Here is a 17,739-nt window from a genome sequence, read left to right on the forward strand (position 1 = left end):
CTTCTCCCAATAAAAAAGCCGGGTGGCGGCTTCGCCTTACCCGGCCTACGTTACTACATCAACATGTTACTGGTATTCGCTCATCGGCACGCAGGAGCAGAACAGGTTACGGTCACCGTAGACATCATCGAGACGCTTCACGGTCGGCCAGTACTTGTTCGCCACGCCTGCCGGGAAGACCGCCAGCTCGCGGGAATAACCGTGGTTCCACTCAGCCACCATCTCGTGCTGGGTGTGCGGGGCGTTAACCAGCGGGTTATCTTCCAGCGTCCACTCACCGTCCTGTACGCGGTCGATCTCCATGCGGATGGCCAGCATCGCGTCGATAAAGCGGTCCAGCTCAGCTTTGCTTTCGGACTCCGTTGGCTCCACCATCAGCGTGCCCGCAACCGGGAACGACATGGTAGGCGCGTGGAAGCCGTAGTCGATCAGACGCTTGGCAATGTCCAGCTCGCTAATGCCGGTCTGCTCTTTCAGCGGACGAATATCAAGGATGCACTCGTGCGCCACGCGACCGTCGCGGCCGGTATAGAGCACCGGGAAGGCAGACTTAAGGCGCGTCGCAATGTAGTTGGCGTTCAGAATGGCCACCTGGCTCGCCTGCTTCAGCCCTTCCGCGCCCATCATGCGGATATACATCCAGCTGATTGGCAGGATAGAGGCGCTACCGAACGGTGCCGCAGAAACCGCGCCCTGACGGGTCAGCATGCCTTCAATCTGAACCACGCTGTGGCCCGGCACAAACGGTGCCAGGTGCGCTTTCACGCCGATTGGGCCCATGCCCGGGCCGCCACCGCCGTGCGGAATGCAGAAGGTTTTGTGCAGGTTGAGGTGCGATACGTCCGCGCCGATAAAGCCCGGCGAGGTAATGCCCACCTGCGCGTTCATGTTTGCACCGTCGAGGTATACCTGACCGCCGAACTGGTGCACCACGTCGCACACTTCACGGATGGTCTCTTCGTACACGCCGTGGGTGGACGGATAGGTCACCATGATGCAGGAGAGTCTGTCGCCCGCCTGCTCGGCTTTCGCGCGCAGGTCAGCCAGGTCGATGTTGCCGTTCTTATCGCACGCCACCACCACCACTTCCATGCCCGCCATCTGGGCAGAGGCCGGGTTGGTGCCGTGGGCTGAGCTTGGGATCAGGCAGATATCGCGATGGCCTTCGTTGCGGCTTTCGTGATAGTGACGGATTGCCAGCAGGCCCGCATATTCACCCTGCGCGCCGGAGTTCGGCTGCATGCAGAGCGAGTCGTAACCGGTCAGCTTCACCAGCCAGTCGGAAAGCTGGTTGATCATCACGTGATAACCTTCCGCCTGCTCTGGCGGGCAGAACGGGTGCAGCTCGGAGAATTCAGGCCAGGTGATCGGGATCATCTCTGCTGCGGCGTTCAGCTTCATGGTGCAGGATCCCAGCGGGATCATCGCCTGGTTCAGCGCCAGATCCTTGCGCTCCAGAGAGTGCATGTAACGCATCATCTCGGTTTCGCTGTGGTAGCGATTAAAGACCGGGTGCGTCAGGATGGCGTCGTTACGCAGCATGCTGTCCTGAATGGAGCGGCTGTCGAGCGCAACTTCTTTGTCGAGCGCATCAATGTCCAGACCGTGCGCGTCACCCAGCAGCACGCTGAACAGGTTCAGGATATCGTCGCGGGTGGTGCTTTCATCCAGCGTAATGCCGACGGCGTTGTGGATGTCGCTGCGCAGGTTGATCTTTGCTGCGTCCGCGCGGGCCAGCACGGCGGCTTTGTCCGCCACGTCCACGCACAGGGTATCGAAGTAGTGGGCATGGCGCAGCTTAAGACCTTTTTGCTGCAGGCCGCAGGCCAGGATATCGGCCAGGCGGTGAATGCGGCTGGCAATGCGTTTCAGGCCAGCCGGGCCGTGGAACACGGCGTACAGGCTGGCGATATTCGCCAGCAGCACCTGTGAGGTACAGATGTTGGAGTTCGCTTTCTCGCGGCGGATATGCTGCTCGCGGGTCTGCATCGCCATGCGCAGCGCGGTATTACCGGCAGCATCTTTGGAGACGCCGATAATACGGCCAGGCATGGAACGTTTGAATTCATCTTTCGCGCCGAAGAACGCCGCGTGCGGGCCGCCGTAGCCCATCGGTACGCCGAAGCGCTGTGCTGAGCCGAATACGATATCCGCGCCCTGTTTGCCCGGCGCCGTCAGCAGCACCAGCGCCATAAAATCGGCGGCAACGCTCACAACCACCTTGCGGGATTTCAGCTCGGCAATCAGCGCGCCGTAGTCGTGAACTTCACCGGTGGTGCCCACCTGCTGGAGCAGCACGCCAAAGACGTCCTGATGATCCAGCACTTTGTCAGCGTCGTCGACAATCACGTCAAATCCGAAGGTTTCCGCACGGGTGCGCACCACGTCCAGCGTCTGCGGATGCACGTCAGCCGCCACGAAGAAGCGGTTAGCGTTTTTCAGCTTGCTCACGCGCTTCGCCATCGCCATCGCTTCGGCGGCAGCTGTCGCTTCATCCAGCAGAGAAGCGGAGGCGATATCCATGCCGGTCAGGTCCAGCGTCACCTGCTGGAAGTTCAGCAGCGCTTCCAGACGGCCCTGGGAGACTTCTGGCTGATACGGCGTATAGGCGGTGTACCAGCCCGGGTTTTCCAGCATGTTGCGCAGGATCACCGGCGGCAACTGCACGTTGGTGTAGCCCATGCCAATGTAAGACTTATAGCGCTTGTTCAGGCCGGCGATGGCCTTCAGCTCCGCCAGCGCGGCGAATTCCGTAGTGGCTTCCCCCACCTGAGGCGGCGTGGCAAGCTGGATGTCTTTTGGCACAATCTGGCCGATCAGTGCGTTTAATGAATCCGCGCCAACTGTCTTTAGCATCTCCTGCTGTTGCTGAGCATCCGGCCCAATGTGACGTTCGATGAAGGCGCCACGGTTTTCAAGCTGGCTTAAAGTCTGTGTCATGAGCGATGGTTCCTGAAACGTGCAGTGAATCGTAGTTATCTGTAACGCTGTTGCCCGGTGGCGCTAACGCTTACCGGGCCTACGTTGATCTCCAGGCCGGATAAGCGCAGCGCCATCCGGCACAACGTTATTCGTCTTCCAGTAGTGCTTCGTATGCGGTCGCATCCAGCAGCGCGGCAACCTGGGATTCGTCGCTGGCTTTGATCTTGAAGATCCAGCCGCCTTCATAAGGCTCGCTGTTGACCAGCTCTGGCGAATCGCTCAGCGCGTCGTTGACGGCAACAATTTCACCGCTTACCGGCGCGTAGATATCGGATGCTGCTTTTACGGACTCCGCCACGGCGCAGTCGTCGCCCGCGCTCACGGTCGTGCCCACGTCAGGCAGGTCAACAAACACCATGTCACCCAGCAGCTCTTGCGCGTGCTCGGTGATCCCTACGGTGTAAGTGCCGTCCGCCTCTTTGCGCAGCCACTCGTGTTCTTTGCTGTATTTCAGTTCTGCTGGCACATTGCTCATTGAAGTTCTCCTGATAAAAATGATTAGGCGACCGGCTTACCGGCGCGAACAAAAATCGGTTTGGTCACGTTGACCGGCATTTCGCGGTTGCGGATTTGCACCACCGCCGTTTCGCCAATCCCCGCCGGCACGCGTGCCAGTGCAATACTGTAGCCCAGCGTCGGTGAGAAGGTTCCGCTGGTGATCACGCCTTCGCGAGGATTGCCGTCAGCATCGGTAAAGCGCACCGGCAGTTCGCCGCGCAGCACGCCCTTCTCGGTCATCACCAGGCCCACCAGTTGTTCAGTGCCCTTCTCGCGCTGCATCTCCAGCGCTTCACGGCCAATAAAGTCACGGTCAGCCGGTTCCCACGCGATGGTCCAGCCCATGTTGGCGGCCAGCGGAGAGACACCTTCATCCATCTCCTGACCGTAGAGGTTCATGCCTGCTTCCAGACGCAGCGTATCGCGCGCGCCCAGACCCGCAGGCTTCACGCCCGCTTCCACCAGCGCACGCCAGAAATCAGCGGCCTTCTCGTTTGGCATCGCAATTTCGTAGCCCGCTTCACCGGTGTAGCCGGTGGTGGCAATAAACAGATCGCCCGCCTGCACGCCAAAGAACGGCTTCATGCCAGCGGTGGCGTTGCGCTGCTCGTCGTTAAACAGAGAGGCGGCTTTCGCCTGCGCGTTTGGTCCCTGCACGGCGATCAGCGACAGATCGTCACGGACGGTGATGTCGATGGCATAAGGTTCGGCGTGTTGGGTGATCCAGGAGAGGTCTTTTTCGCGGGTGGCGGAGTTTACAACGAGGCGGAAGAAATCTTCAGTGAAGTAATAGACGATAAGGTCATCAATCACGCCGCCCGAGGCATTCAGCATACCGGTATAGAGCGCTTTACCCGGCGTCTTCAGTTTGGCGACGTCGTTTGCCAGCAGATAACGCAAAAACTCCCGGGTGCGGCTACCGCGCAGATCGACAATTGTCATGTGGGACACGTCGAACATACCGGCATCGGTGCGCACCGCGTGGTGCTCATCAATCTGCGAGCCGTAGTGCAGCGGCATCATCCAGCCATGGAAGTCCACCATGCGGGCGCCGCATAACACGTGTTGTTCGTACAAAGGAGTCTGTTGAGCCATCTTGTCCTCGTTGAAAAATTCACCGTGAAACCCGGTATCGGCCCCGCGTTCGGGCACCGACGCAAACGTTCTCTTTTACCTGAACTTACCACCGAAACCGGCGGTTAACCATAAGGCAAAATGGGTCATCACATTAGCTTATGACCAAAAAACGCTAAAAAGCCTACAGAGTTATTCACTGGAAAAATGCGATTAACCCCGCACAAAATTAACAATGATCTAACAGGATTTAGCACATGGTGATATTTCGTGCGGAAAATCGGGCCGAATTTCCGTAACGCGAAAAACGCGACATTAGATTATCTAATGCGAAAAATGACGTGAAATTAGAATATTTCAAACGAGGGGATTTCCCCGGCGCAGAGGCCGGGAAAATAAAGTGTGACGGGGATCTAAGTTAGCGCAGCCAGTCAGGGAGATCGTTAAGACCCATCGCCTGACGGAGAAGTTGAGGTTTGACGCCAGGAAGCGTATCGGCCAGTTTAAGACCGATATCGCGCAGCAGTTTTTTCGCCGGATTTGCCCCGGCAAACAGCTCGCGGAAGCCCTGCATCCCCGCCAGCATCATCGCCGCACTGTGCTTGCGGCTGCGCTCGTAGCGACGCAGATAGAGATGCTGGCCGATGTCTTTTCCTTCGCGATGCAGGCGACGCAGCTCCTCGACCAGCTCCGCCGCGTCCATAAAGCCAAGGTTAACGCCCTGCCCGGCCAGCGGATGAATGGTATGTGCCGCATCCCCCACCAGCGCCAGACGGTGCGCCGCAAACTGACGCGCGTAGCGGCCGGTTAACGGGAACACCTGACGCTCGCTTTCAAGCGTGCACAGGCCAAGGCGGTTATCAAAGGCCACGCACAGCGCCTGGTTAAAGGCCTCCGGCGTCGCCTCATGCATCTGCCGGGCTTTGTCCGGCACCAGGGACCAGACAATCGAGCACAGGTGCGGATCGGCAAGCGGCAGGAACGCCAGTATGCCGTCGTTGTGGAAAATCTGGCGCGCCAAGCCGCCGTGCGGCTCTTCGGTGCGGATCGTCGCGACCAGAGCGTGATGACGATAGTCCCAGAAGGTCAGCGGGATATCGGCTTTATTACGCAGCCAGGAGTTGGCACCGTCAGCACCGACCACCAGGCGCGCGGTCAGCATGTCGCCGCTCTGCAGGGTGATAAACGCCTCGTTTTCGCCCCACGCCACCTGCTGGATCTGCGCAGGCGCAATCAGCGTCACGTCGCTGCACTGCTGTGCTTTTTGCCACAGCGCGTGGTGGATCACCGCGTTTTCAACGATGTGGCCCAGATGGCTATAGCCCATGCTTTCATCATCAAAAGCAATATGACCAAAGCTGTCTTTATCCCACACCTCCATGCCGTGATAGCAACTGGCGCGGTTCGCCACAATATCTGACCAGACGCCAAGGTGCGTCAGAAGCTTTTCGCTGGCCGCATTAATGGCCGAGACGCGGAGTTCCGGCGGCGCATCCGGGGCAACGGGCTGGGGCTGTTTTTGCTCCAGTACCGCCACACGCAGGCCGCTGCCCTGTAATCCACAGGCCAATGCCAGTCCGACCATTCCGCCGCCAACGATGGCGACATCAACATTTTGCACGGTGATAACTCCTTAACGCGCAACCCAACCCAGGGTCCGCTGCGCCAGCACGTCACGTGCCGGAATGAATAGTTCCATCGCCATCAGCCCGAGATTGCGGCCCGCAACCAGCGGTGCCCAGCGATTGGCAAAAAGATGGACCAGGCCATCGGTCACACCAATGGTGGCCTCTTTATCGGCCTGACGGCGCTTCTGGTAATGACTCAGCACCGAATACGCCCCGCAGTCTTTTTGCTCGCCCCATGCCTGCGCCAGTGATTCGGCCAGGCTCATGACGTCGCGTAAGCCAAGGTTAAAGCCTTGCCCCGCGATGGGATGCAGCGTTTGCGCGGCGTTACCGACAAGCGCCAGACGATGGGAGATGGACTGAGATGCCGTGGTCAGCGAAAGCGGATAGACCGTCCGCTTGCCGGCATGGGTAATACGCCCCAGCCGCCAGCCAAAGGCTTTCTGCAGCTCGGTACAAAAACGTTCGTCGGACCAGTCCTTCACCTCTTCAGCCTTATCCTGCGGATGGCACCAGACCAGGGAACAGCGCCCGTCCGACATCGGCAGCATCGCCAGTGGGCCATGCTGCGTAAAGCGCTCAAACGCCCTGCCGTTGTGGTCAGCTGCGGTAGCGACGTTCGCAATGACCGCCACCTGGCCGTAAGGCTGCTGGCGCCACTCCACGCCGCACTGGGTGCCGAGCGACGAGCGCGAACCGTCCGCAGCGACCAGAAGCTGGCCTTCAAGAACAGAGCCGTTTTCCAGCGTCACGCTGACCGACGCTTCACTTCGGCTCACGCTGGCCACGCGCGCGGGGCAATGCAGCGTGACGCCCGGCGCGTCCTGGAGCAGGCGGAACAGACGCAATCCGACGTCGTGTAGCTCAACAACCTGACCCAGGGCATCAATCCGGTAATCCTGCGCGTCCAGCGTGACAAAGCCCGCATGGCCGCGATCGCTGACGTGAACGGTCCCGATCGCCGTAGCACGGTCGGCAATCGCCTGCCAGATCCCAATGCGGGAAAGCTGCTGGCAGGTGCCCTGCGCCAGCGCGATGGCGCGGGCATCAAAACCGGGGTGGTTGGACTCCTCTGGCGCAACGGCTTCCACCAGGTGCACCGGAAGCTGCCCCTGCGTCAAATGCGAAATGGCCAGCGCCAGCGTGGCCCCGGTCATGCCGCCGCCAACGATAATCACGCTCATGCGCGCGCCGCTGCCATCAGCGCCTCGATATCGTCAGCGTTTTTCACGACGCTGGCGGTCAGGTTTTCGTTACCGGTCTCGGTAATCACGATGTCATCTTCAATACGAATACCAATCCCGCGGTACGCTTCAGGCACGTCGGCATCCGGCGCGATATACAGACCCGGCTCCACGGTTAACACCATGCCCGGCTCCAGCACGCGCGAACGGTCGGTGCCGTAGGCGCCAACGTCATGCACGTCCAGCCCCAGCCAGTGGCTCAGGCCGTGCATAAAGTACGGTCGATGCGCATTTTCAGCAATCAGGGTATCTACGTCCCCTTTCAGGATACCGAGCCTGACCAGACCGGTAATCATGATGCGCACCACTTCACCGGTCACTTCCTGGATGGAGGTACCCGGACGATACAGCCTGAGCGCCGTCTCAAGGGATTCGAGAACAATGTCGTAAATCGCGCGCTGTGCCGGCGAGAATTTACCGTTCACCGGGAAGGTCCGGGTGATGTCCCCCGCATAGCCCTGATATTCGCAACCGGCATCAATCAGCACCAGATCGCCGTCGCGCAGCGCGCTTTCGTTTTCGGTGTAGTGCAGAATGCAGCCGTTTTCCCCGCCGCCAACAATGGTGTTGTAGGAGGGATAGCGCGCGCCGTGGCGGTTAAATTCGTGGTGAATTTCGCCTTCCAGCTGGTATTCGAACATCCCGGGACGGCATTTCTCCATCGCGCGGGTGTGCGCCAGCGCGCTGATTTCGCCCGCGCGGCGCATCACGTTCAGCTCTTCTTCAGACTTGAACAGGCGCATCTCATGCACCACCGGACGCCAGTCCGTCAGCGTGGCCGGTGCGGACAGGTTCTGCCGCGAGCCTTTGCGCAGCTTATCCAGCGCGGTGAAGACAATCTCATCGGCGTAAGCATATTCGCCCTGCGCGTGATAGAGCACGTCGAGGCCGTTAAGCAGCTGGTACAGCTGCTGGTTGATTTCGCTAAACGCCAGCGCACGGTCAACGCCCAGCTTTTCCGGTGCGGCCTCTTGCCCTAAGCGGCGACCAAACCAGATTTCGGCCGTCAGATCGCGCACGCGGTTAAAAATCACGCTGTGGTTGTGGGTGTCATCACTCTTAATCAACACCAGTACCGCTTCCGGCTCGTTAAAACCGGTGAAGTACCAGAAGTCGCTGCTCTGGCGATAGGGATATTCGCTGTCGGCGCTACGCGTCACTTCGGGCGCGGCAAAAATCAGCGCGGCGCTGCCCGGCTGCATTTTTGCCAGCAGCGCCTGACGGCGGCGCGAATACTCTTGACTCGAGATAACCATGACACCCTCCTGTGCGTTATTTTTCTTAATGTAAGGTTGGCTTGCGGACTTCCGGCGCAGTCGGCTGTGAGCGCGTAAAGTTGTCGTGGCACAGCAGTGCCGCCACGCGCACATACTCGATGATCTCTTCGAGAGACATTTCCAGCTCTTCCTGGTCTTCGTCTTCATCGTAGCCAAGCTGGGCGATGTTGCGCAGATCGTCGATCGCTTCACCCGCTTCACCGGTGACTTTATCCAGTTTAGGCTGCGTGACGCCCAGACCCAGCAGATAGTGATTTACCCACCCCGCCAGCGCATCGGCGCGATCGAACACGCTGACGTCGTCGCCTTCAGGCAGATAAAGCTGAAAAAGGAAGCCATCGTCTTCCAGCGAATCACTGATGGCGGCATGCATTTTACGCAGCGCTTCCGCCAGCTCGTGACCAAACGCCAGCCCTTCATTCGTGAGGTCGTGGATCAGCGGCTGCCATGAGCTGTCGCTGTTTCCGCCGCACAGCATGCCACTGATCAGACCGTGCATTTCGGCAGGGGTTAAACCGACTCCCTGCTGGTTCAGTAACTGGTTTAAATCCTTGTAACCAGGCATTTCGTTCTGTATAGACATGCGCATTCGTCATCATTGGGGGGAAGTTTCATGATATGCTACCACTTTGGACCCTGGTGATACCAGAAAAGGGCTTGTATCTTCACATCAGGGTAGCTATAGTGTCGCCCCTTCGCAGCCCCCGGGGCATCAGGCGAAGGCAGCGCAGTCAATCAGCAGGAAGGTGGCATGTCTGCACAACCCGTCGATCTCCAGATTTTTGGCCGTTCACTGCGAGTGAATTGTCCGCCTGAACAAAGGGATGCTTTGAATCAGGCTGCGGACGATTTGAATCAGCGGTTGCAAGATCTAAAAGAACGCACTAGAGTCACAAATACTGAGCAGCTGGTTTTCATCGCCGCGTTGAACATCAGCTATGAACTGACTCAGGAAAAAGCGAAGACCCGCGACTACGCGGCAAGCATGGAGCAGCGCATTAAAATGCTCCAGCAGACCATAGAACAGGCATTGCTTGATCAAGGTCGCAATCCCGAAAGACCGGGACCCAAGTTTGAATAACACTTCTCAGTTGACTATGGTAGAGTAACTGTGAAGACAAAATTTCTCTGAGATGTTCGCAAGCGGGCCAGTCCCCTGAGCCGATATTTCATACCACAAGAATGTGGCGCTCCATGGTTGGTGAGCATGCTCGGTCCGTCCGAGAAGCCTTAAAACTATGACGACACATTCACCTTGAACCAAGGGTTCAAGGGTTACAGCCTGCGGCGGCATCTCGGAGATTCCCTCTCTTTTCTTCTACCGACTACCATGACTCAATTCCCTGAAGTTTCGGCTTCACGCCAGGACATTCGTCAGCTCATTCGTCAACGCCGTCGTGCGTTAACCCCCGTTCAGCAAGCGCATTTTGCCCAGCAGGCCGCCGCCCGTATGATGGCGTATCCCCCTGTCGTGATGGCGCGCACGGTTGCCCTGTTTCTGTCGTTTGACGGCGAGCTGGACACCCAACCGCTGATAGAGCAGCTCTGGCGCGCCGGGAAGAAGGTATACCTACCGGTGCTGCACCCGTTCAGTGAAGGCAATCTGCTGTTTTTGCACTATCACCCGCACAGCGAGCTGGTGGTGAATCGTCTGAAAATCACCGAACCGAAACTCGACGTGCGCGACGTGCTCCCGCTGTCACAGCTGGATGTACTGATTACGCCGCTGGTCGCGTTTGATGAGCAAGGACAGCGCCTGGGAATGGGCGGTGGTTTTTACGACCGGACGCTGCAAAACTGGCAGCAGTATGGGTTGCAGCCGGTGGGCTACGCGCATGATTGCCAGGGCGTGAAGGCGTTGCCGGTAGAAAAATGGGATGTGCCGTTACCGGCGGTGGTGACGCCCAGTAAAACCTGGACCTGGTAGAATAAAGCCGGGTGGCGGCTACGCCTTACCCGGCCTACATAAATCCTCGAACATTGTAGGTCGGGTAAGCGTAAGCGCCACCCGACACCACAGACCGCACCATCAGTACAGCAGACGCGCGCGAATCGTCCCCGGAATGGCCTTCATGCTCAGCAGCGCTTTCTCGGCCACATCGTCATCCGCTTCGATATCAATAACCACATAGCCCATCTGCGAGTTGGTCTGCAGATACTGCGCGGCAATGTTAACGCCCTGCTCGGCAAAGATCTGGTTAATCGCGGTCAGCACGCCTGGACGGTTTTCGTGGATGTGCAGCAGACGACGACCGCCGTGCAGCGGCAGCGACACTTCCGGGAAGTTCACCGCAGAAAGCGTAGAACCGTTGTCGGAGTATTTACTCAGCTTACCCGCCACTTCCAGACCGATATTCTCCTGCGCTTCCTGGGTTGAACCGCCGATGTGTGGCGTCAGGATCACGTTGTCGAACTCGCACAGCGGAGAGGTAAACGGATCGCTGTTGGTCGCAGGCTCCGTCGGGAAAACGTCGATGGCGGCGCCCGCCAGATGCTTACGCTTCAGCGCATCGCACAGCGCAGGGATATCGACAACCGTGCCACGCGCGGCGTTAATCAGCAGTGAACCCGGCTTCATCAACGCCAGCTCTTCTGCACCCATCATGTTTTTGGTGGACGCATTTTCCGGCACGTGCAGACTCACCACGTCACTCATGTTCAGCAGGTCAGACAGGTGTTGAACCTGGGTGGCATTGCCCAGCGGCAGCTTGCTTTCGATATCGTAAAAATAGACATGCATACCGAGAGATTCCGCCAGAATCCCCAGCTGGGTACCGATGTGGCCATAGCCGATGATACCCAGTTTTTTTCCACGGGCTTCGTAGGAACCCGCAGCCAGTTTGTTCCAGACGCCGCGGTGTGCTTTGGCGTTAGCCTCCGGAATGCCGCGCAGAAGCAGCAGCAGTTCGCCAATCACCAGCTCCGCCACGGAACGGGTGTTGGAGAACGGGGCGTTGAAGACAGGAATACCGCGTTTCGCGGCAGCATTCAGGTCAACCTGGTTGGTACCGATGCAGAAGCAGCCGATAGCCACCAGCTTTTCCGCCGCGGCAATCACATCTTCAGTCAGGTGAGTACGGGATCGCAGGCCAATGAAGTGGGCATCACGGATGGACGCTTTCAGCTCTTCGGTATCGAGCGCGCCTTTGTGAAATTCGATGTTGGTGTAACCTGCCGCACGAAGGCTATCGATTGCTTTTTGATGCACGCCCTCGACCAGCAGGAATTTAATCTTGTCTTTCTCCAGTGATACCTTTGCCATTTACCCGACCCTGTTTTTGTCTGAACTGATGTTGTGCTGGATATAAATCCGCTGTAGCCAACATATCAAAAAAAACTATTGCAGCAATATGAACGTTTGCGTCGGCACGCTGAAGGAAAGTCATACAGCGCAAAATGGCAGAGGAAAATGCTATGGAAATTTACAAACGCGGAAGGATCGGCAAAAGAGGCATAAAAACGTGACACAAGTCACCGAATTTAGCGTATCAAAAATTTTTTAGCGGGGGGAGGACTCCCCCCGTCAGATCATTTTACGATGGTTTTCACACCGTCAGCGGTACCGATCAGCGCCACATCCGCGCCACGGTTGGCGAATAGCCCTACGGTCACGACGCCAGGAATGGCGTTGATGGCATTTTCCAGCGCAATCGCGTCGAGAATTTCCAGACCGTGAACGTCGAGGATCACATTACCGTTGTCGGTCACTACGCCCTGACGATATTCCGGGCGACCACCCAGCTTCACCAGCTGACGGGCAACCGCGCTGCGCGCCATCGGGATCACTTCAACCGGCAGCGGGAAATTCCCCAGAATGTCCACCTGCTTGGACGCGTCCGCGATGCAGATAAACTTGTCCGCAACGGAGGCGATGATTTTTTCACGCGTCAGCGCCGCGCCGCCGCCTTTGATCATCTGCATGTGGCCGTTGATTTCATCCGCACCATCAACGTAAATCCCCAGACGATCCACTTCGTTGAGATCGAAAACGGTAATGCCGAGGCTTTTCAGCTTTTCCGTGGAAGCATCAGAGCTGGAAACCGCGCCCTCGATCTGCCCCTTCATCGTGCCCAGCGCATCGATAAAGTGTGCCGCGGTTGATCCCGTACCGACACCGACAATGGTACCCGGCTGTACGTACTGGAGAGCGGCCCATCCTACTGCTTTTTTCAGTTCATCCTGCGTCATGATCGTTTTGCCTGTGGTGTGAAAACTCAGGGCGCATTATAGAACACGTCGAATGGAATTCGTCTGCCACAAAGGGAAAATTGTGTCATAGTGCAGAATAAGCAAAATTAAGGAGCCAGCCAGAGCAATGAAACGTCCGGACTACAGAACACTACAGGCACTTGATGCAGTTATTCGTGAACGAGGTTTTGAGCGCGCGGCGCAAAAGCTTTGCATCACGCAGTCCGCCGTCTCTCAGCGTATCAAACAGCTTGAAAATATGTTCGGCCAGCCGCTGCTGGTACGTACCGTACCGCCACGTCCAACCGAGCAAGGACAAAAGCTCCTCGCCCTGCTGCGCCAGGTTGAACTGCTGGAAGACGAGTGGCTGGGTGACGAGCAAACGGGCTCTACGCCGCTGCTGCTCTCTCTGGCGGTCAACGCCGACAGTCTGGCAACCTGGCTGCTGCCGGCCCTGGCGCCGGTCCTCGCGGACTCCCCTATCCGCCTGAATTTGCAGGTTGAAGACGAAACCCGTACTCAGGAGCGCCTGCGTCGTGGTGAGGTGGTTGGGGCCGTCAGTATTCAGCCTCAGGCGCTGCCAAGCTGTCTTGTCGATCAGTTAGGCGCCCTGGACTACCTGTTTGTGGGTTCAAAAGCCTTTGCCGAGCGCTACTTCCCGAACGGCGTCACCCGCGCGGCGCTGCTGAAAGCCCCTGCCGTGGCCTTCGACCATCTGGACGATATGCATCAGGCATTCCTGCAGCAAAACTTCGACCTGCCGCCGGGCAGCGTGCCGTGTCATATCGTTAACTCGTCTGAAGCCTTCGTGCAGCTTGCGCGCCAGGGCACGACCTGCTGCATGATCCCGCACCTGCAGATTGAGAAAGAGTTGAAAAGCGGTGAGCTGATTGACCTGACGCCGGGGCTGTATCAGCGCCGGATGCTCTACTGGCACCGTTTTGCGCCGGAAAGCCGGATGATGCGCAACGTCACCGACGCGCTGCTGGCGTACGGGCATAAGGTATTGAGACAGGATTAAAAAGAAAAGCCGGGAGGCGGCTACGCCTTACCCGGCCTACAGATTACTGAGCCGGTTTCGGCTGTGCTGCAACGGGTTCCAGCTGGAAGACCACATCCACCTGATCGTCGAACTGAATGGTTGGCTGCTCGTAAGTTTCCTGAGCGGATACCGGGGCGGCATCAGCCTTCATCATACGAACCATCGGGCTTGGCTGGTAGTTAGAGACGTGGTAACGCACGCTGTAAACCGGACCGAGCTTGCTCTTAAAGCCAGAAGCCAGCTGTTCCGCCTGGTGAATGGCATCATCGATCGCCGCTTTACGCGCTTCGTCTTTGTATTTCTCCGGTTGCGCAACGCCCAGCGACACGGAACGGATCTCGTTCAGGCCCGCCTTCAGCGCACCGTCCAGCAGCGAGTTAAGCTTATCCAGCTGACGCACGGTCACTTCAACGGTACGCACGGCACGGTAGCCTTTCAGGATGCTTTTGCCATTCTGGTAGTCGTAATCGGGTTGAGTACGCAGATTCGCAGAGTTGATATCTTTTTTACCGACACCGTTCTGCTCGAGGAAAGAGAGGTATTGCGCAACGCGATCGTCAGCCTGCTTCTTGGCCGTCGCCGCATCTTTCGCCGCCACATTCACCTCAATTGCCAGGGTTGCAACATCGGGTACCGCGTCCACGCTTGCGGTGCCTGACGTGACGATGTGCGGGCCATCCGGCAATTCGCTTGCCTGCACCGACACCGCACCGAAACTTACTAATGCCGCCAGGGCCATCACTTTAAACTTCACTGTCATTCCTCCATGTTGCGAAGAGTGCCCCAATAACAGGGCGCATGCCAGCAAGCTTAGCGGGTCTTGTTCAGTTGTCCATAAGACAAGGATTAGTTGAACAATTCCTGGACATGATGAATCCCCTCTTTTGCCAGCTGGAAAGCGATAAACCACATCACCAGGCCGACCAGGGTATTAATGATGCGCTGGGCTTTGGCCGTACGCAGGCGGGGCGCCAGCCATGCCGCCAGAATGGCGAGACCGAAGAACCAGAGGAACGAGGCGCTGACCGTACCGAGCGCGAACCAGCGTTTCGGTTCAACGTCCAGTTGACCGCCCAGGCTGCCCAGCACGACGAAGGTGTCGAGATAAACATGGGGGTTTAACCAGGTCACCGCCAGCATGGTGACGATAATCTTCCAGAGGCCCTGCTTCATGACCTCCGCGCTCGCCAGCTCGAGGTTGCTGCTCATCGCCGTTTTCAGGGCGCCGAATCCGTACCAGAGCAGAAACGCCACGCCGCCCCAGGTGACCAGCGCCAGCAGCCACGGAGACTGCATCAGCAGCGCGCTGCCGCCAAAAATCCCGGCGCAGATCAGCAGTAAATCGCTTACCGCGCACAGCAGGGCAATCATCAGATGGTACTGGCGGCGAATGCCCTGATTCATCACGAACGCATTTTGCGGTCCGAGCGGAAGGATCATGGCTGCACCTAAGGCAAGCCCTTGAAAATAATAAGATAGCATGACGATTTTCTCGCAGTGTTGTTCTGGAAGCCGACTATACTGCGCGAATTACATAAGAGGAAATGGATAATATTAATTGGGTATTAGCGGAGCTTATAAAAATAAAGCCCGGTGGCGCTAGCGCTTACCGGGCCTACGGGTGACGTTATTCTGCTTCTTTGACTTTTTTGACGTTTACGTCCATCTGCGGGTACGGGAAGCTGATGCCGTTGGCGTCGAAGTCGCGCTTAATGCGTTCCAGCACGTCCCAGTACACGTTTTGCAGATCGCTGCTTTTGCTCCAGATACGCACCACAAAGTTAATGGAGGAAGCGCCGAGTTCATTCAGGCGAACCGTCTGCTCTTTGTCTTTCAGGATACGCTCGTCTGAAGCAATGATGTTGGTAATCAGCGACTTCACCTGATCGATGTCGGAGTCGTATGCCACGCTGATAATCAGTTCGTTACGACGCACCGGCTCACGGGAGAAGTTAATGATGTTGCCCGCGATAATTTTCCCGTTCGGCACGACCACGATGCGGCCATCGACGGTGCGCATGGTCGTTGAGAAAATTTGTACCTGCAGCACGGTTCCGGCAATGCCGCCAAGGTCAACGTACTCGCCGGAGCGGAACGGACGGAAGGTCACCAGCAGAACGCCTGCCGCCAGGTTTGAAAGCGAGCCCTGCAGCGCCAGACCAATAGCCAGACCGGCGGCACCGAGAACGGCGATGACGGAGGCGGTTTGCACCCCAACACGGCCCAGCGCGGCAATCAGCGTAAAGGCGATAATGCCGTAACGCACCAGTGCGGAGAGGAAGTCAGCCACCGTGGCATCAATGTGACGGGCCAGCATCACGCGGTTAACCGTATTCGAGACAATACGCGCCACGATCATCCCGACGATGATGATGGCAATCGCCGCGACGATGTTCACGGCATAGCTCAGCAGCAGGGCCTGGTTGCGCACCAGCCAGTTACCGGCGTTATTGATGCTGTCTACAACATCGAGTTGTTCCATTTATTCTTCCTTTTGTTAAACCAAAACACAAAATCCATCCCCCATGGAGACAGGCAGGTCTGTAAAGGGTAAACAAAAAGCACCGGTTTTGCCAAACAGATCACAAAAGCAGGTCTGGCAGGGTATTGAAAAAGCATAAAAAAAGGCCCGCATTTGCGGGCCTTCTGATGCTGCTAGCAGCTCAAATTACAGAACGTCGATCGCGTTCAGTTCTTTGAAAGCCTGCTCCAGACGGGTCACCATGGACGTCTGCGCTGCGCGCAGCCATACGCGTGGATCGTAGTATTTCTTGTTCGGCTGGTCTTCGCCTTTCGGGTTGCCCAGCTGGCCCTGCAGGTAAGCTTCGTTCGCTTTGTAGTACTGCAGGATACCGTCCCAGGTTGCCCACTGGGTGTCGGTATCGATGTTCATTTTCACAACGCCGTAGCTTACGGAGTCTTTGATTTCCTGAGCAGAAGAACCGGAACCGCCGTGGAAGACGAAGTTCAGGCTGTTGTGCGGCAGGTTGTGTTTCTTGGAAACGTATTCCTGAGAATCACGCAGGATGGTTGGGGTCAGAACCACGTTACCTGGTTTGTAAACGCCGTGTACGTTACCGAAGGACGCTGCGATGGTGAAGCGTGGGCTGATTTTGCTCAGCTCGGTGTAAGCGTAATCAACGTCTTCTGGCTGGGTGTACAGTGCAGAAGCGTCCATGTGGCTGTTGTCCACGCCGTCTTCTTCACCGCCGGTGCAACCCAGTTCGATTTCCAGGGTCATGTCCATTTTGGCCATGCGCGCCAGGTACTTAGAGCAGATTTCGATGTTTTCGTGCAGTGACTCTTCAGACAGGTCGATCATGTGAGAAGAGAACAGTGGCTTACCGGTTGCCGCGAAGTGTTTTTCACCCGCGTCCAGCAGACCGTCGATCCACGGCAGCAGTTTCTTCGCGCAGTGGTCAGTGTGCAGGATAACTGGAACACCGTAGTGCTCAGCCATCTGGTGAACGTGGTGCGCACCAGAGATAGCGCCCAGGATTGCAGCACCCTGAGGAATGTCAGTTTTCACGCCTTTACCTGCGATGAACGCAGCGCCACCGTTGGAGAACTGAACGATAACCGGTGCTTTAACTTTTGCAGCGGTTTCCAGTACGGCGTTGATGGAGTCGGTACCCACGCAGTTAACTGCTGGCAGAGCGAAGTTGTTTTCTTTAGCTACCTGGAACACTTTCTGTACGTCATCACCAGTGATAACGCCAGGTTTTACGAAATCAAAAATTTTAGACATGTTGCTTAGTCCTGTATCTTCGGCCGTTAGAAAAGGTGCGAGCTCTTAAAAGCGCGCT

The 17,739-nt window shown here is 57.4% G+C and carries 16 protein-coding genes and 1 other RNA gene; 4 read left to right on the top strand and 13 right to left on the bottom strand.

Annotation, left to right across the window (positions count from 1 at the left end):
• Nucleotides 1-66: 66 nt before the first annotated feature.
• The 7 genes from gcvP to BMW97_RS11090 form a co-directional block, all read right to left on the bottom strand.
• Nucleotides 67-2,940 carry an aminomethyl-transferring glycine dehydrogenase gene (gene gcvP, locus BMW97_RS11060; protein WP_045909916.1) on the bottom strand — a complete coding sequence of 958 codons (2,874 nt, stop codon included), beginning with the start codon at nucleotides 2,938-2,940 and terminating at the stop codon, nucleotides 67-69.
• A 127-nt stretch (nucleotides 2,941-3,067) separates the two neighbouring features.
• Nucleotides 3,068-3,457, bottom strand: a complete 390-nt coding sequence (gene gcvH, locus BMW97_RS11065) for a glycine cleavage system protein GcvH (RefSeq protein ID WP_008499718.1) — start codon at nucleotides 3,455-3,457, stop codon at nucleotides 3,068-3,070.
• Between the two features lie 23 nt (nucleotides 3,458-3,480).
• Entirely contained in the window at nucleotides 3,481-4,575 is a 1,095-nt protein-coding gene (gcvT, locus tag BMW97_RS11070) for a glycine cleavage system aminomethyltransferase GcvT (protein WP_045910150.1), read from the bottom strand.
• A 397-nt stretch (nucleotides 4,576-4,972) separates the two neighbouring features.
• A complete protein-coding gene (gene ubiI / locus BMW97_RS11075) occupies nucleotides 4,973-6,175 on the bottom strand; it encodes an FAD-dependent 2-octaprenylphenol hydroxylase (protein WP_045909917.1) in 1,203 nt (400 codons plus the stop codon).
• A 12-nt stretch (nucleotides 6,176-6,187) separates the two neighbouring features.
• On the bottom strand, nucleotides 6,188-7,366 hold the full coding sequence (gene ubiH, locus BMW97_RS11080) for a 2-octaprenyl-6-methoxyphenyl hydroxylase (RefSeq protein ID WP_045909918.1): 1,179 nt from the start codon (nucleotides 7,364-7,366) through the stop codon (nucleotides 6,188-6,190).
• Entirely contained in the window at nucleotides 7,363-8,676 is a 1,314-nt protein-coding gene (gene pepP / locus BMW97_RS11085) for a Xaa-Pro aminopeptidase (protein WP_086374948.1), read from the bottom strand. Before pepP ends, ubiH begins: the two co-directional genes overlap by 4 nt.
• Before the next feature lie 31 nt (nucleotides 8,677-8,707).
• A complete protein-coding gene (locus BMW97_RS11090; RefSeq protein ID WP_024906571.1) occupies nucleotides 8,708-9,286 on the bottom strand; it encodes a YecA/YgfB family protein in 579 nt (192 codons plus the stop codon).
• Nucleotides 9,287-9,454: 168 nt separating this feature from the next.
• On the opposite strand from BMW97_RS11090, the gene zapA reads away from it, so the two are divergent.
• The 3 genes from zapA to BMW97_RS11110 all read left to right on the top strand — a co-directional run bounded on the left by zapA (nucleotide 9,455) and on the right by BMW97_RS11110 (nucleotide 10,630).
• Complete coding sequence (gene zapA, locus BMW97_RS11100; protein ID WP_006811891.1) at nucleotides 9,455-9,784, top strand: cell division protein ZapA; 330 nt, start codon at nucleotides 9,455-9,457, stop codon at nucleotides 9,782-9,784.
• Between the two features lie 41 nt (nucleotides 9,785-9,825).
• Nucleotides 9,826-10,009, top strand: a non-coding RNA gene (ssrS, locus tag BMW97_RS11105) — 6S RNA.
• A gap of 24 nt (nucleotides 10,010-10,033) precedes the next feature.
• A complete protein-coding gene (locus tag BMW97_RS11110; protein ID WP_045909920.1) occupies nucleotides 10,034-10,630 on the top strand; it encodes a 5-formyltetrahydrofolate cyclo-ligase in 597 nt (198 codons plus the stop codon).
• A 102-nt stretch (nucleotides 10,631-10,732) separates the two neighbouring features.
• Here BMW97_RS11110 and serA read toward each other — a convergent pair whose 3' ends face one another.
• Entirely contained in the window at nucleotides 10,733-11,965 is a 1,233-nt protein-coding gene (gene serA / locus BMW97_RS11115) for a phosphoglycerate dehydrogenase (protein ID WP_021242062.1), read from the bottom strand.
• Between the two features lie 266 nt (nucleotides 11,966-12,231).
• A complete protein-coding gene (gene rpiA, locus BMW97_RS11125) occupies nucleotides 12,232-12,891 on the bottom strand; it encodes a ribose-5-phosphate isomerase RpiA (protein ID WP_014885151.1) in 660 nt (219 codons plus the stop codon).
• A 127-nt stretch (nucleotides 12,892-13,018) separates the two neighbouring features.
• Here rpiA and argP point away from each other — a divergent pair, with 127 nt between their 5' ends.
• The gene (gene argP, locus BMW97_RS11130) at nucleotides 13,019-13,912 is read left to right on the top strand and encodes a DNA-binding transcriptional regulator ArgP (RefSeq protein ID WP_008499727.1); all 894 of its coding nucleotides are present in this window, start codon (nucleotides 13,019-13,021) and stop codon (nucleotides 13,910-13,912) included.
• A 43-nt stretch (nucleotides 13,913-13,955) separates the two neighbouring features.
• Here the strand turns inward: argP and BMW97_RS11135 are convergent, their stop codons facing one another.
• From BMW97_RS11135 to fbaA, 4 genes are all read right to left on the bottom strand, one after another.
• Entirely contained in the window at nucleotides 13,956-14,687 is a 732-nt protein-coding gene (locus BMW97_RS11135; protein WP_008499728.1) for an oxidative stress defense protein, read from the bottom strand.
• Nucleotides 14,688-14,779: 92 nt separating this feature from the next.
• Nucleotides 14,780-15,415 carry an arginine exporter ArgO gene (gene argO, locus BMW97_RS11140; RefSeq protein WP_090392760.1) on the bottom strand — a complete coding sequence of 212 codons (636 nt, stop codon included), beginning with the start codon at nucleotides 15,413-15,415 and terminating at the stop codon, nucleotides 14,780-14,782.
• 145 nt (nucleotides 15,416-15,560) lie between these two features.
• Entirely contained in the window at nucleotides 15,561-16,415 is an 855-nt protein-coding gene (locus tag BMW97_RS11145; protein WP_045909921.1) for a small-conductance mechanosensitive channel MscS, read from the bottom strand.
• A 186-nt stretch (nucleotides 16,416-16,601) separates the two neighbouring features.
• A complete protein-coding gene (fbaA, locus tag BMW97_RS11150) occupies nucleotides 16,602-17,681 on the bottom strand; it encodes a class II fructose-bisphosphate aldolase (RefSeq protein WP_008499731.1) in 1,080 nt (359 codons plus the stop codon).
• Nucleotides 17,682-17,739: the final 58 nt, after the last annotated feature.

The sequence above is a fragment of the Enterobacter sp. NFIX58 genome (assembly GCF_900110475.1).
Taxonomy (GTDB): domain Bacteria; phylum Pseudomonadota; class Gammaproteobacteria; order Enterobacterales; family Enterobacteriaceae; genus Enterobacter; species Enterobacter quasiroggenkampii.

Excerpts from the sequence above, each read along its gene's own strand:
- gcvP (WP_045909916.1), bottom strand. The coding sequence starts at position 2,940 with ATGACACAGACTTTAAGCCAGCTTGAAAACCGTGGCGCCTTCATCGAA.
- gcvH (WP_008499718.1), bottom strand. The coding sequence starts at position 3,457 with ATGAGCAATGTGCCAGCAGAACTGAAATACAGCAAAGAACACGAGTGG.
- gcvT (WP_045910150.1), bottom strand. The coding sequence starts at position 4,575 with ATGGCTCAACAGACTCCTTTGTACGAACAACACGTGTTATGCGGCGCC.
- ubiH (WP_045909918.1), bottom strand. The coding sequence starts at position 7,366 with ATGAGCGTGATTATCGTTGGCGGCGGCATGACCGGGGCCACGCTGGCG.
- BMW97_RS11090 (WP_024906571.1), bottom strand. The coding sequence starts at position 9,286 with ATGTCTATACAGAACGAAATGCCTGGTTACAAGGATTTAAACCAGTTA.
- zapA (WP_006811891.1), top strand. The coding sequence starts at position 9,455 with ATGTCTGCACAACCCGTCGATCTCCAGATTTTTGGCCGTTCACTGCGA.
- BMW97_RS11110 (WP_045909920.1), top strand. The coding sequence starts at position 10,034 with ATGACTCAATTCCCTGAAGTTTCGGCTTCACGCCAGGACATTCGTCAG.
- serA (WP_021242062.1), bottom strand. The coding sequence starts at position 11,965 with ATGGCAAAGGTATCACTGGAGAAAGACAAGATTAAATTCCTGCTGGTC.
- rpiA (WP_014885151.1), bottom strand. The coding sequence starts at position 12,891 with ATGACGCAGGATGAACTGAAAAAAGCAGTAGGATGGGCCGCTCTCCAG.
- argP (WP_008499727.1), top strand. The coding sequence starts at position 13,019 with ATGAAACGTCCGGACTACAGAACACTACAGGCACTTGATGCAGTTATT.
- argO (WP_090392760.1), bottom strand. The coding sequence starts at position 15,415 with ATGCTATCTTATTATTTTCAAGGGCTTGCCTTAGGTGCAGCCATGATC.
- BMW97_RS11145 (WP_045909921.1), bottom strand. The coding sequence starts at position 16,415 with ATGGAACAACTCGATGTTGTAGACAGCATCAATAACGCCGGTAACTGG.
- fbaA (WP_008499731.1), bottom strand. The coding sequence starts at position 17,681 with ATGTCTAAAATTTTTGATTTCGTAAAACCTGGCGTTATCACTGGTGAT.